The sequence below is a fragment of the Sphingomonas sp. CFBP 13706 genome (assembly GCF_014842355.1).
Lineage (GTDB): Bacteria > Pseudomonadota > Alphaproteobacteria > Sphingomonadales > Sphingomonadaceae > Sphingomonas > Sphingomonas aerolata.
In genome coordinates, this window is record NZ_JACYVM010000002.1 from 133,326 (window position 1) to 146,177 (window position 12,852).

General features: G+C 65.9%; 12 protein-coding genes. 6 read left to right on the plus strand and 6 right to left on the minus strand.

Annotated features, from left to right (window positions below; translation table 11 throughout):
* The first annotated feature begins 50 nt into the window (after positions 1 to 50).
* Genes IFS44_RS04000 through IFS44_RS04010 form a run of 3 tightly spaced genes read left to right on the plus strand, consistent with a single transcriptional unit; the run spans position 51 to position 3,321 of the window.
* Positions 51 to 1,574, plus strand: a complete 1,524-nt coding sequence (locus IFS44_RS04000) for a circularly permuted type 2 ATP-grasp protein (protein WP_192097618.1) — start codon at positions 51 to 53, stop codon at positions 1,572 to 1,574.
* Positions 1,574 to 2,509 carry an alpha-E domain-containing protein gene (locus IFS44_RS04005; protein ID WP_031439469.1) on the plus strand — a complete coding sequence of 312 codons (936 nt, stop codon included), beginning with the start codon at positions 1,574 to 1,576 and terminating at the stop codon, positions 2,507 to 2,509. Before IFS44_RS04000 ends, IFS44_RS04005 begins: the two co-directional genes overlap by 1 nt.
* The gene (locus IFS44_RS04010; RefSeq protein ID WP_192097619.1) at positions 2,509 to 3,321 is read left to right on the plus strand and encodes a transglutaminase family protein; all 813 of its coding nucleotides are present in this window, start codon (positions 2,509 to 2,511) and stop codon (positions 3,319 to 3,321) included. Before IFS44_RS04005 ends, IFS44_RS04010 begins: the two co-directional genes overlap by 1 nt.
* A gap of 10 nt (positions 3,322 to 3,331) precedes the next feature.
* Here IFS44_RS04010 and IFS44_RS04015 read toward each other — a convergent pair whose 3' ends face one another.
* Positions 3,332 to 4,105, minus strand: coding sequence for an arginyltransferase (locus IFS44_RS04015; RefSeq protein WP_192097620.1), 774 nt, complete (start codon positions 4,103 to 4,105; stop codon positions 3,332 to 3,334).
* 137 nt (positions 4,106 to 4,242) lie between these two features.
* On the minus strand, positions 4,243 to 5,499 hold the full coding sequence (locus IFS44_RS04020; RefSeq protein ID WP_056406096.1) for a threonine ammonia-lyase: 1,257 nt from the start codon (positions 5,497 to 5,499) through the stop codon (positions 4,243 to 4,245).
* A 57-nt stretch (positions 5,500 to 5,556) separates the two neighbouring features.
* Between IFS44_RS04020 and IFS44_RS04025 the strand changes: the two genes are divergently transcribed.
* The gene (locus IFS44_RS04025; RefSeq protein ID WP_192097621.1) at positions 5,557 to 6,411 is read left to right on the plus strand and encodes an NAD(P)-dependent oxidoreductase; all 855 of its coding nucleotides are present in this window, start codon (positions 5,557 to 5,559) and stop codon (positions 6,409 to 6,411) included.
* The gene (locus tag IFS44_RS04030) at positions 6,408 to 8,093 is read left to right on the plus strand and encodes an amidohydrolase family protein (RefSeq protein ID WP_192097622.1); all 1,686 of its coding nucleotides are present in this window, start codon (positions 6,408 to 6,410) and stop codon (positions 8,091 to 8,093) included. The genes IFS44_RS04025 and IFS44_RS04030 overlap by 4 nt, the downstream gene beginning before the upstream one ends.
* Before the next feature lie 13 nt (positions 8,094 to 8,106).
* Here IFS44_RS04030 and IFS44_RS04035 read toward each other — a convergent pair whose 3' ends face one another.
* The 4 genes from IFS44_RS04035 to IFS44_RS04050 form a co-directional block, all read right to left on the minus strand.
* Complete coding sequence (locus tag IFS44_RS04035; protein WP_192097623.1) at positions 8,107 to 8,454, minus strand: hypothetical protein; 348 nt, start codon at positions 8,452 to 8,454, stop codon at positions 8,107 to 8,109.
* 109 nt (positions 8,455 to 8,563) lie between these two features.
* Positions 8,564 to 9,265, minus strand: coding sequence for a response regulator transcription factor CtrA (gene ctrA, locus IFS44_RS04040; protein WP_031396653.1), 702 nt, complete (start codon positions 9,263 to 9,265; stop codon positions 8,564 to 8,566).
* A gap of 185 nt (positions 9,266 to 9,450) precedes the next feature.
* Complete coding sequence (gene zwf / locus IFS44_RS04045; protein WP_192097624.1) at positions 9,451 to 10,944, minus strand: glucose-6-phosphate dehydrogenase; 1,494 nt, start codon at positions 10,942 to 10,944, stop codon at positions 9,451 to 9,453.
* Positions 10,945 to 11,081: 137 nt separating this feature from the next.
* The gene (locus IFS44_RS04050) at positions 11,082 to 11,975 is read right to left on the minus strand and encodes a LysR family transcriptional regulator (protein ID WP_192097883.1); all 894 of its coding nucleotides are present in this window, start codon (positions 11,973 to 11,975) and stop codon (positions 11,082 to 11,084) included.
* A 115-nt stretch (positions 11,976 to 12,090) separates the two neighbouring features.
* On the opposite strand from IFS44_RS04050, the gene IFS44_RS04055 reads away from it, so the two are divergent.
* On the plus strand, positions 12,091 to 12,810 hold the full coding sequence (locus IFS44_RS04055; protein ID WP_056406100.1) for a pirin family protein: 720 nt from the start codon (positions 12,091 to 12,093) through the stop codon (positions 12,808 to 12,810).
* Positions 12,811 to 12,852 lie beyond the last annotated feature (42 nt).

The window sequence follows — 12,852 nt, forward strand, 5'->3', positions numbered from 1 at the left end:
AAGCGTTGCAGCATGGAACCGCAACGCTTGATGGGGAATTTACCATTTCGATGGGGAAACAAGCGTTCGACGAAATCATGGGGGCACCGGGTGATACCCGCGTCCGTCCCGAACTGGCCGCTCTGGGCCGCTGGATCGAGGAGACGCCCGACGCCGAGTTGCGGCGTCGACAGCAGGCGGCTGAAACGACGTTTCGGCAGCTCGGCATTACCTTTGCTGTCTATGGCGAGAATGAGGCGGCCGAGCGGATCATCCCGTTCGACATCGTCCCGCGGGTGTTCCTGCATGACGAATGGACGCGGCTGTCCGAAGGGCTCGTCCAGCGCGTCGAGGCGATCAATGCGTTCCTCGAGGATATCTATGGCGAACGGCGCATCCTGAAGGAGGGGATCCTCCCCGAGGATCTCGTCATGGGTAATGCGCAGTTCCGTCCCGAAATCGCCGGGATGCGCCCGCCGCACGGGGTCTGGGCGCATATCTGCGGGATCGATCTGGTACGCACCGGACCCGACGACTTCTTCGTGCTCGAGGATAATGCGCGGACGCCCTCGGGGGTCAGCTACATGCTCGAGAATCGCGAGGCGATGCTGCGGCTGTGCCCCGAGCTGTTCCGCGAGTTCCGCGTCGCGGCGGTCGACAGTTATCCCGACCGGCTGCTCGAGACGATGAAGTCGGTCGCGCCGCACGGCGTCAGCGCACCGACCTGCGTCGTGCTGACGCCGGGGCATTATAACTCGGCCTATTACGAGCACAGCTTCCTCGCCGATACGATGGGCGTCGAGCTGGTCGAGGCGGCCGATCTAGTGGTCGACGATGATGTCGTATGGATGCGGACGATCGCGGGGCGCGTGAAGGTCGACGTGATCTATCGCCGGATCGACGACGATTATCTCGACCCGCTGGTCTTCCGTCCCGACAGCGCGCTTGGCGTGCCGGGGCTTATCGCCGCCTATGCCGCGGGCAATGTCGCGATCATCAACGCGCCGGGCAACGGCATCGCCGACGACAAGGCGATCTACAGCTACATGCCCGACATCGTGAAATTCTATTCGGGTGGCGACTGCAAGCTGCCCAATGTCGAGACGTGGCGGTGCCGGGAGCCGCAGGCGCTGAAATATGTTCTCGACAATCTCGAGGACGTCGTCGTCAAGCTGGTCGACGGTTCGGGCGGCTATGGCATGCTGGTCGGCCCGACCGCGACGAAGCAGGAGATCGAGGATTTCCGTGCCGCGCTGATCGCCGAGCCGCATCGCTACATCGCACAACCGACGCTCGCGCTGTCGACCGTACCGACGATGGCCGAATCCGGACTGTGCCCGCGCCATGTCGATTTCCGGCCGTTCGTGCTGACCGGGTCGAAGGGCGTCCAGGTCGTGCCGGGCGGGCTGACCCGTGTCGCACTGAAGCAGGGATCGCTGGTCGTGAATTCGAGCCAAGGTGGCGGCACGAAGGACAGCTTCGTACTGATGGCGGATCAATCGCAGCGCATGGGGGCGGGCGGCATGACGCAGACGCTGGGCGGAATGACGCAGACCCTCGGCGAAGGCATGCCCGGGCCGGAGGCGCAATCCTGATGCTGTCGAGGACCGCCTCGTCCCTCTACTGGCTGGGACGCTATTTCGAACGTGCCGATTTCATCGCGCGCCTTGTCGAGGCGACGGTGCGCCTCGACGTGCTGTCGTCGCAGCCTGCGGGCGAGGCGGCCTGGGCATCGGCGCTGGCGGTCACCGAGACCGACGAGGCCTTTGCCAAGACCGGGGTGCCGGTCGGGCAGCGCGACGTGGTGCGCTTTCTCACGCTCGACGCCAGCCATCCGGGATCGATCGTCCGCTGCCTCGACATGGCGCGCAACAATGCCAAGGCGGTGCGGACCGCGCTGACGCGGGAATCATGGACCGCGATCAACCGTGCGTGGCTGTTGTTCGAAAACCGCGCGACCCCCGGCAGCACGACCGCGCAGCTCAACCTGGTCGAGGCGGTCAAGACCGAGACGCGCGGGTTCGAAGGTGCGATCCACCGCATGCTGCGCAATCAGACGACCTGGTTCATCCGGCTCGGCCAGGCGGTCGAGCGCGCGGACAACACCGCGCGGCTGCTCGACGTCAAATATCATATTCTGCTGCCGGAGGGACAGAAGCTGGGCGGCGCGATCGATCGCGACCAGTGGACGACCATATTGCAGACGGTGTCGGCGGTGACCGCCTATCGCTGGATGTACAATGACGGCCTTCGGCCGGCCGACGTGATCGATTTGTTGCTGGCGCGCGCGGAGTTGCCGCGTAGTCTTGCAGCCTCGGTCGAGGAGACGGTGGACGTGCTCAATCTGCTTGCGAAACGCACCGGCCAGCATGGCGAGGCGGACCGGATGGCGCGGCTCCGTGCCTCGCGGCTGGGGCGAACCCGATCCGGCGAGGTGATCGCATCGGGCTTGCACCAGTATCTGCAGGCCTTCATCCAGGAAAATGCGCTGCTTCACGGTGCGATCGGCCGGCAGTTCAAGTTCCTTTGATGCGGTTGTCGGTCGATCACCGCACGATCTATCGCTTCACCGAGCCGCAGAGCCGACTCGTCCAGATGCTTCGCATGACCCCGCAGAACACGCATGACCAGACGGTCGCGCAGTGGCGGATCGATATCGATTGCGATGCCCGGCTGCGGCAGGGGCGCGACGGGTTCGGCAATGCCATCACGATGCTCTATATCGACGGCCCGATCGACGGGATCGAGATCGACGTCACGGGCGAGGTGTTGACCAGCCATTCCGACGGCGTCGTCCACGGCGCTTATGAGGTGCTGCCGCCGGCGCTGTTCCTCCGGCCGACCGAGACCACTGCGCAGGACAAGGCCATTGCCGATTTCGCCGCACGCGTCACGACCCCTGCGCAGGGCCGGATCGGCGCGCTGCACCGGGTGAACGAGGCGTTGCACGAACGTTTTGCCGCCAATCCCGGCCGTCCCGAGCCAAACCTCGGCGCGGCGGCGGCGTTCCGGCTCGACAGCGCCACCTCGCGGGATCTTGCGCAGATGTTCATCGTCGCCGCGCGTTCGCTGGGGGCGCCGGCGCGCTATGTGTCGGGCTATCTGCTGACCGAACGCGAGGATGATCACCGCCCGACGCCGCATGGCTGGGCAGAGGCTCATGTCGACGGGCTGGGCTGGATCGGTTTCGACCCGTTCACCGGGGACTGTCCTGAGGAGCATCATGTCCGGGTCGCGGTGGCGCTCGATGCCGCAGGGGCCGCGCCGGTAGCGGGCTCGCGGCTCGGCGAAGGCGGCGAGCGGCTGGAGGTCGATGTCGTCGTGTCGCGGGACGGCCAGTGACCGTCGGCGACTAGTCCTTCCCCTGCCCTGGGGCGGCGGCCAGCAGGTCCTCCTCGCTCAGGCGGCTCCATCCGCCCGGGCCAAGCGCCTCGATCGGGCGGTACCGGATCTTGTATTCCATCCGGCCCGATCCCTTCACCCAATAGCCCAGATAGACATAGGGTAGCCCCGCACCGCGTGCGCGCAGGATGTGGTCGATGATGATATAGTTGCCGAAGCCCGGCCGCGATGCGTCGTCCGCCGCGAAGAAGCTGTAGATCATCGACAGCCCGTCGGCCTGGCGATCGGTGAGGCAGGCGCCGACCAGCCGGCCCGGGGCACTGCCAATGCCCGGTTCGCGATATTCGACGATCAGCGAGTCGACGGGGGAATGCTCGACCATGTCGGCATAATCGTCCTCGTCCATCCCGGCCATGCCGCCGTCCGGATGACGCGCCGACAGATAGCGGCGCAGCAGCTGGAACTGTTCGTCAGTCGCCCATGCGCGACAGACGGTCGCGGTGATGTCGCCGTGCCGCTTGAGCAATTTGCGCTGCGTCGCATTGGGCGTGAATTCCGGCGTCACGACACGGACCGACACACAGGCGCTGCAGCCGGTGCAGCTCGGCCGATAGGCGACGCCCTGACTCCGTCGAAATCCGATCCGGCTCAGCGCGTCGTTGAGCTCGACCGCATGCGGCCCGTTCAGCTCGGTGAAGACCTTCCGCTCCTCCCGATCGGGCAGATAGGGGCAGGGGCCGGGGCTGGTCACGAAGAACCGGGGAAACCGAAAAGGCGCAGTCATCGCGAAGTGCCCCTCTCTCGGCTTCATGCGCTCTCAGGCGCGGGCGGTATATGATTCCTGTGCGGGCCGCTGGAAAGTGGGGCGGCCCGCGGTGGTAAAAGAAATTCCCGTCGGCGCCGGGCGGCGTTGGCCGGGGATCAGGCCAGTTCGACGGTGCTCGTCTCATAGCCCGCCGCCTTCAGCGCGGTGACCAGCCGATCGAGATGCGCACGATCGCGGGCCTCGCATTCGATATCGGTGATCAGCCCCTTTGCCGGCAGCGTGGTGAAGACGCGCTGATGATACACCTCGATGATGTTCACGCGCTCCTGATCGAAGATCCGGGCGACATTGTACAGCGCGCCGGGCTGATCCTGCAGGCGGATGCGCAGCCGTGCGAGCCGGCCCGAGCGGGCGAGATCGCGCAGCAGGACGTTGGCGAGCAGCCGCGTGTCGATATTGCCGCCGCACAGGATGATTCCGACGGTCCGCCCCTTGAAGCGCTCGGGATGCTGGAGCAGCGCGGCGAGGCCGGCGGCGCCGGCGCCCTCGACGACCGTCTTCTCGATCTGGAGCAGCAGGCTGACCGCCATCTCCAGGCTGCGCTCGCTGACCAGGACTATGTCGTCGACGAGTTCGGCGACCATCTTGGAGGTGATGCCGCCGGGCTCCTTGACCGCGATCCCCTCGGCCAGCGTGTCGCCGGCGCAGGGCATCGTCGTCCCGTTGATGCGGTTGTACATCGACGGGAACAGCTCGGCCTCGACGCCGACCACCTCGATCGCATGACCGCCCTGCGCGGCGTTGGCCCGTGTCACGGTCGCGACGCCCGAGATCAGGCCGCCGCCGCCGATCGGGACGACCATCATGTCGATCTCGGGCACGTCCTCGAGCATCTCGATCGCGGTCGTGCCCTGGCCGGCAATGACGCGGGCGTCATCGAAGGGATGGACGAAGGTGAAGCCGCATTCGCCCTCAAGGATGCGGGCATGCGCATAGGCGGCGTCGAAGGTGTCGCCGAACAGCACGACCTTGGCGCCGTGCCCTTCGGTCTGCGTGACCTTCACGGTCGGGGTGTTGGTCGGCATCACGATCGTCGCGGGGATGCCGAGCCGGTTGGCGTGATAGGCAAGACCCTGTGCGTGATTGCCCGCCGACGCAGCGATCACGCCCTTTGCGCACGCTTCGGGCGATAGCTGCAACAGCGTGTTGAGCGCGCCGCGTTCCTTGTAGGCCGCGGTGAACTGAAGATTCTCGAACTTCAGATAGACCGTCGCGCCGGTCATCTGGCTCAGCGTGCGGCTGATCAGCGTCGGCGTGCGGACGATCGAGGCGCGGATCCGGTCATGCGCGGCGCGAACGTCGTCGATGGACACGGGAAGGGTGGGTGCCGCTACGGCAGCGAGGGTAGCCATAGGCGTTGCGCTAGACCATCTGGCGCGCAGGGGAAACACCGCTTATGCGCTTGATCCATGGCAAAACTGGCATTCATCGGGACTGGCGTGATGGGCGCGCCGATGGCGGGGCATCTCGTCGCGGCAGGGCACGACGTCACCGTCTATAATCGCTCCCAGGCCAAGGCTTTGGCATGGGCCGATAAATATGGCGGATCGGTCGCGGACACGCCGGCTCTGGCGGCGCGCGACGCGGATGCCGTGTTCACCTGTGTCGGCAATGACGATGATCTTGCCGCGGTGACATTGGGTGACGACGGTGTGTTCGCGGCAATGCGCGACGACGCGGTATTCGTCGACCATACCACCGTGTCCGCCGCGATCGCGCGCCGCCTGGCGGATGCCCGCGCGCTCGTCGTCGATGCGCCGGTGTCGGGTGGGCAGGCGGGGGCCGAGAACGGCAAATTGTCGATCATGTGCGGCGGTTCCGCCGACGCCGTGGCGAAGGCCGAGCCGTATATGCAGGCCTATGCCGCACGGATCGTCCATGTCGGCGACGCGGGCGCTGGCCAGACGACCAAGATGTGCAACCAGATCGCGATCGCCGGGGTGATCCAGGGCGTGTCCGAATCGATCCGCTTCGCGCAGAATGCCGGGCTCGACCTCGACAAGGTGTTCGAGGCGATTTCGGGCGGCGCGGCGCAGAGCTGGCAGATGGTCAATCGCTGGCCGACGATGGCGAAGGAAGAATTCGACTTCGGCTTTGCGGTCGACTGGATGCGCAAGGATCTGGGGCTCGCGCTCGACGAGGCGCGGCGCAACGGTGCCGTTCTGCCAGTCGCGGCGCTGGTCGATCAATTCTATGCCGATGTGCAGGCCATGGGCGGCGCGCGGCAGGATACGAGTGCGTTGGTGCGGAGATTGCCGAAGTGAAGCCTGTCCTGTTCGCAAGTGCCGCCCTGTCGCTGTTCGCCACCCCGGCGCTGGCCGACGGGATCGTCGACAACGTCAACGGCCTGACCATCACCGAGGGCGGCAAGATCGTTCGGTTCAAGGCGATCCTGGTCGACAAGGACGGCCGCGTCACCCGGCTGGTGCCGCCGGGGGAGGAGCCCCCCAAGCTCAGCCGCAAGGAATTGAAAAAGAATGCGGGCAAGCCGCTCTATGACTGGCGCACCGACATGGGCGGCAAGACTGTGCTGCCCGGCTTCGTCGATGCGCATGGCCATGTGATCGAGCTTGGCTTCGGCGCGCTGTCGCTCGATTTGTCGGCCGCGACCTCGCTCGACGACGCGAAGTCGCGGATCGCGGCCTATGTCGCGGCCAATCCCGATCGCAAATGGGTGCTCGGCCGCGGCTGGAACCAGGAAGCCTGGGGGCTCGGGCGGTTCCCGACCGCCGCGGATCTCGACTCGGTGTCGGGCGGCCATCCGATCTGGCTGTCGCGCGCGGACGGCCATGCCGGCTGGGCGAACAGTGTCGCGATGCGCGAGGCGGGAATCACCGGCGCCACGGTCGCCCCGGCGGGCGGGCGGATCGAGAAGAGCGGCGGCGCGCCGTCGGGCGTGTTCGTCGATGCCGCGCAATCGCTGGTGGAGAAGGTCGTGCCGCAGCCTTTGCCCAAGGAGCGCGATGCGGCCTTCCTGACCGCGCAGCGGATCCTGCTGGGGTACGGCGTGACCGCGGTCGCCGACATGGGCACCACGCTCGACGACTGGCTGACCTATCGGCGGATGGCGGATATCGGTGGGTTGCGCGTCCGGATCATGAGCTATGCGCTCGGCGTCGAGACCGCGGGGCGGATCGGCGGCAAGGGGCCGACGCCGTGGCTGTATGACGACCATCTGCGGATGGGCGGGGTGAAGCTCTATGCCGATGGCGCGCTCGGCTCGCGCGGCGCGTGGCTGCTGAAGCCTTATGCCGATGCGCCGGGGCAGACCGGGCTGGGCTTCCTGACCGATGCGCAGCTCCAGAACCAGATGAGCCGCGCGGCGATGGACGGGTTCCAGGTCGCGGTGCATGCGATCGGCGATCGGGCGGACCAGCAGGTGCTCGACGCGATCCAGGTCGAGAGCGAGACCTACAAGGGCGATCGTCGCTGGCGTGTCGAGCATGCGCAGATCGTCGATCCCGCCGACCTGCCGCGCTTCGGCAAGTTCGGCACGATCGCCTCGATGCAGCCGACGCACCAGACCAGCGACCGGACGATGGCGGAAGCGCGGCTCGGGCCGGGGCGGCTGACCGGCGCATATGCATGGAAGTCGATGCTGGCGAACGGGTCGAAGCTCGCCTTTGGTACAGATTTCCCGGTCGAGAAGCCCGATCCGTTCGCCACCTGGGCCGCGGCGTTCACCCGGCAGGATGCGAACGGTCAGCCGCTGGGCGGGTGGCAGCCGCAGGAGCTCATCTCGCGCGAACAGGCGTGGTGGGCGATGACCGGCGCCGCCGCCTATGCAGGGTTTGCGGAAACCAAGTTCGGTGCGCTCGCCGCCGGACAGCGCGCGGACTTCATCGTCGTCGACCGCGATCCGATGATCGCTTCACCGACCGAACTGCGCGCGATCAAAGTTGCCGAGACCTGGGTCGGGGGCGAGAAGGTTTGGGTTCGGAAATAGCCGGGCAATAGCCTCAAAGGTCGCCGCTGGCGTCCTTCGATGCGCGCGCGTTGATCCGCGCCCATACCGCCTTGTGTTCGGCCTTTGCGTAGAGCGCAGCCCGCTGGCGGGGCGGTGCGGCTGCGAGAGTGGTCGGCAGGTCGGGGAAGGTCGCCAGGACGAGCCGCAACCGCGCCTCGCGCTCGCGTTGCATCGTCGGCGTGATCGACGGGGGCGAAATGTTCGTGCGCGGCGTCCAGCCGGGATTGCCGGGAAACGGCGCGCTGGTACCTATCAAGCCGCTAGGGCCAGGAACGCCGAGTTGCGCAGAAGCTGCCGCAGAACAGGCAATCAGTCCGACAGCGAATAGGATAGTCTTCATGGAACACCTCCGTTGAAGACTAAACTGACACCATCAGGCAAGGTTGCAAGCCTAAACCTGTGAAGTGAAGCGACGCGACCTTGGCCTTTGGGTCGCGCAGCCGAGCAGATCAGGCGACCTGCGCTTCGACCATCTCGTCGGGTTCGCGCAGGACATAGCCGCGGCCCCAGACGGTCTCGATGTAATTCTCACCGTCGCACGCCAGGCTGAGCTTCTTGCGCAGCTTGCAGATGAAGACGTCGATGATCTTGAGTTCCGGCTCGTCCATCCCGCCATAGAGGTGGTTGAGGAACATTTCCTTGGTCAGCGTGGTGCCCTTGCGCAGCGAGAGCAGCTCGAGCATCGCATATTCCTTGCCGGTCAGGTGGACGCGGCTGCCATCGACTTCGACCGTCTTGGCATCGAGGTTCACGGCGAGCTTGCCGGTGCGGATGACCGACTGCGAATGGCCCTTCGAACGGCGCACGACGGCATGGATCCGCGCGACGAGTTCCTCGCGGTGGAACGGCTTGGTGACGTAATCGTCCGCGCCGAACCCGAAGCTGCGAACCTTGGAGTCCATCTCGTTGACGCCCGACAGGATCAACACCGGCGTCGCAACACGCGCAACACGAAGACGCTTCAGGACATCATAGCCGTGCATGTCAGGCAAGTTCAGATCGAGCAGGATGATGTCGTAATCATACAGCTTGCCAAGATCGAGGCCCTCTTCGCCCAGATCGGTGATGTACACGTTGAAGCCCTCGGTCGTGAGCATAAGCTCAATGGCCTTGGCGGTGGTAGGCTCATCCTCGATCAGCAGCACGCGCATGGGTTGTCCCCCGTTTAGCGAAAACGCCAGCCCCTGCTAAGCGATCCGCCGTTGATTCATTAACCAAAGAACATCTGAAAGCAAAAGGTTAATTCCGTCTTAAATGAGAGCGTTATACGAACTCTTGGTACGGAACCGACCAAAACTCCGTGTCGAGACCCCGGCAACCGAGTCGCAGCGCGGGCTCACGTCTTTGCCGGGTCGAGCGTGTGCCAGGCAAACCCGTCGCGCGCGAGCAGTTCGTCTGCCGCCGCCGGTCCGGTCGTACCCGCGGCGTAAGTGTCGGGTGCGCCTTCGCTTGCCCATGCGTCGAGAAACGGCTGAACCGCGGCCCATCCCGCCTCGATCGCGTCGGCGCGCTGGAACAGCGTCTGGTCGCCTGCGAACAGATCGTGGATCAGCGACTCATACCCGGTCATCGCGCCGATATCGAACGAGTCGGCGTAGCGGAAATCCAGCGCGATCGGCGCGGTGTCGACCTCGAGCCCGGGGCGCTTGATGTTGATGTCCATGCTGAGCCCCTCGTCGGGCTGAATCTGGATGATCAGGCGGTTGGGCGGCAGCTTCTCGGCGGCGGTCGCGTGAAACTGTGCGAACGGCACGGGCTTGAAGGTGATCACGACCTCGGTATCGCGAATCTCCATCGCCTTGCCGGTGCGAAGGTAGAAGGGCACGCCCGCCCAGCGCCACGTGTCGACCATCAGCTTCAGCGCGACATAGGTCTCGGTGGTGCTGTCGGGGGAAATGTCGGGCGATGCCGTGAAGGCGGGGACGGCGCGCTCGCCGATCGTCCCCGCGCCATAGGCGCCGCGGACGCCGTTGCGGCGTGCCTTGGCGGGTGAATAAGCCCGAACGGCTTTCAGCACCTTGCCCTTTTCATTGCGGATGGCCTCCGCGTCGAAACTCGCAGGGGGTTCCATCGCGACCATCGCCAGCAACTGGAACAGATGGTTCGGGACCATGTCGCGTAACGCACCCGTCGCATCGTAGAACGCACCGCGCGTGCCGACGTCGACGGTCTCGGCGGCGGTGATCTGGACGTGCGCGATGCAGTCGGCATTCCAGACCCGTTCGATCATCATGTTCGCAAAGCGCGCGGTCATGATGTTCTGGACGGTTTCCTTGCCGAGGAAATGGTCGATCCGGTAGATCTGTGTCTCGGCGACGTGCGACAGGATGCGCGCGTTCAGCGCCTGCGCGGAAGCGAGGTCGTGGCCGAACGGCTTCTCGATCGCGATCCGGCGAAACGCGGATTTGCTTTCATGCGTCAGCCCGTTGGCCGCGAGCCGATCGACGATGTCGCCGAAGAATCGCGCGGGCACGGCGAGATAGAAGGCGGCGTTGCCCGATAGCCGGTCTCTCAGCCGTGCATAGACGTCGTCCTGTGTGAAATCGCCTTGAATATACTGGACGCGCGCCTGCAACCGGTCCCAGGCGGCCTCCTGCTCGGGCGAGGCATGCGCCGTGGTAGCGCTGGCGCGAAAGGTGGCGAGCGCGGTGCGCAGCGTGTCGTCGTCGCCGGGTTCGATACCGATCCCGAGGACCGAGAAATCGTCACCGATCATGCCCAGCCGGGTCATGTTGGTCAGCGCCGGCATCAGCAACCGGCGGGTCAGGTCGCCCATCGCACCGAAGATGACGAGCGTGGTCGGCGGGGCGGGATGGATCGCGCCGGTCATGCGCGGCGGGTCCGGGGCGCGGTCTGGTAGGGGAGCATCGACATCCTTCCGTGGTGACTCACAGCAATAGCCTGGCGGCGGGCATTGTTCCGTCCGGGGTTCCGTCCGCGGTTCCGTCGGGGGCCAGCCAGCGCAGTTCAGCCGGGGTCGCGAAGCCGCGCGCCGAGGAACGCGATGAGCGCCTCGACCCGGGCCGGGCGGAGCGGACTGGGCGGGGTCAGCAGGTGGAGGCCGATCGGTGCGGGCGCCCAGTCGTCGAGCAGCGTCACCAGCGCACCCGACGCGAGCTGCGCCTCGATGATGAAATGGGGCAGCCGCGCGATGCCGAGACCGGCGACGAGCGCCGGGACGACCGCCTCGCCGCTATTGGCGTTGAGCTGACCCTGCAGCCGCACCGAAACGTCACTTTCACCGGGGCGCTGAAACCGCCAGGGACCGACGACGTTCGAATAGCCGATCAGGCGGTGCTCGCCGAGCTGCGCGGGATGCGTCGGCGTTCCGTGCGCCGCCAGATAGGCAGGCGCGGCGACGGTGTGCGCCTGGATGCTGCACAGCCGTCGCGCGCGCAGCGAACTGTCAGGCAGCTCGGCGATCCGCAGCGCCACGTCGAACCCTTCGGCGACGATGTCGACTCGCGCGTCGGACAGATGCAGGTCGATCTCGATGCCGGGATGCGCTGCCAGGAACTCGGCCAGCAGCGGCGCGACATTGGTGATGCCGAAACTCATCGGCGCCGCCAGCCTCACGCGACCCGTCGGCGCGCTTGCGGCATCGTTCGCCGATTCCTCTGCGAGGCGCGCTTCGCCGAGGATCCGCGCGGCGTGCTCGGCAAGCGGCTTACCCGCCTCGGTCAGCGCGAGCCGGCGCGAGGTGCGATGAAACAGCGACTGGCCGAGATGCGCCTCGAGCCGGGTAATCGCCTTGGATACGGTCGCCTTGCTCAGTCCGATCGCGTCGGCGGCGGCGCTGAACGAGCGATGTTCGACGACGCTGGCAAAGATCGCCCAGGCTTCGAGGTCGGGAAGGCGCATCATTCACTCTCCGCAGCGGTCACGTTTGCTAGCAATCGAAACGATCGGTTTCCAGCGTTTCTATTTACGGTGCGATGCCAGTGTCTATCTTGGTGGCAACAAGTGGAGACCTCTCATGACGACCACGACTCTCAACACCGTAGACCGCCGCCCCTTCGACAGCCTGGGCCATGCCGATCATGGCTGGCTGAATGCGCGGCATCATTTCTCGTTCGCGAGCTATTATGATCCTGCGCGGATGGGCTGGGGCGCGATCCGCGTCTGGAACGACGACCAGATCGCCGCCAATTCGGGTTTCCCGCCGCATCCGCACCAGGACATGGAGATCATCACCTATGTCCGCAGCGGCGCAATCACGCATCAGGACTCGCTCGGCAACAAGGGCCGCACCGAGGCTGGCGACGTCCAGGTAATGAGTGCCGGTTCGGGCGTCCGCCATGCCGAATATAATCTGGAGCCCGAGACGACGACGATCTTCCAGATCTGGATCGAGCCCAGCCGCAAGGGTGGTTCGCCGAGTTGGGGTGCAAAGCCGTTCCCCAAGGGCGAGCGCTCGGGGCAGTTCGTGACGCTGGCAAGCGGTTTTGCCAACGACGGTGACGCGCTGCCGATCCGGGCGAATGCGCGGGTGCTGGCCGCGACGCTGAAGGCGGGCGACAGTGTCGACTATGCTGTGGGCGAGGGGCGTCACGCCTATCTTGTCCCGGCGACCGGCGCGATCACGATCGACGACGAGACCATCAACACGCGCGACGGTGCGGCGCTTTCGGGCGGCCAGACGGTGCGGATCACGGCACTCGACGAGGCCGAGATCGTTCTGGTCGATTCCGAGTAATTTTACCGATCATCCTATGACCATTCCGGCCTGTGCCGGGAT

Excerpts from the sequence above, each read along its gene's own strand:
- zwf (WP_192097624.1), bottom strand. The coding sequence starts at position 10,944 with ATGACCGGCGCGATCCATCCCGCCCCGCCGACCACGCTCGTCATCTTC.
- IFS44_RS04025 (WP_192097621.1), top strand. The coding sequence starts at position 5,557 with ATGGCAAAACTGGCATTCATCGGGACTGGCGTGATGGGCGCGCCGATG.
- ctrA (WP_031396653.1), bottom strand. The coding sequence starts at position 9,265 with ATGCGCGTGCTGCTGATCGAGGATGAGCCTACCACCGCCAAGGCCATT.
- IFS44_RS04005 (WP_031439469.1), top strand. The coding sequence starts at position 1,574 with ATGCTGTCGAGGACCGCCTCGTCCCTCTACTGGCTGGGACGCTATTTC.
- IFS44_RS04010 (WP_192097619.1), top strand. The coding sequence starts at position 2,509 with ATGCGGTTGTCGGTCGATCACCGCACGATCTATCGCTTCACCGAGCCG.
- IFS44_RS04015 (WP_192097620.1), bottom strand. The coding sequence starts at position 4,105 with ATGACTGCGCCTTTTCGGTTTCCCCGGTTCTTCGTGACCAGCCCCGGC.
- IFS44_RS04035 (WP_192097623.1), bottom strand. The coding sequence starts at position 8,454 with ATGAAGACTATCCTATTCGCTGTCGGACTGATTGCCTGTTCTGCGGCA.
- IFS44_RS04050 (WP_192097883.1), bottom strand. The coding sequence starts at position 11,975 with ATGCGCCTTCCCGACCTCGAAGCCTGGGCGATCTTTGCCAGCGTCGTC.
- IFS44_RS04055 (WP_056406100.1), top strand. The coding sequence starts at position 12,091 with ATGACGACCACGACTCTCAACACCGTAGACCGCCGCCCCTTCGACAGC.
- IFS44_RS04020 (WP_056406096.1), bottom strand. The coding sequence starts at position 5,499 with ATGGCTACCCTCGCTGCCGTAGCGGCACCCACCCTTCCCGTGTCCATC.
- IFS44_RS04000 (WP_192097618.1), top strand. The coding sequence starts at position 51 with ATGGGGAAACAAGCGTTCGACGAAATCATGGGGGCACCGGGTGATACC.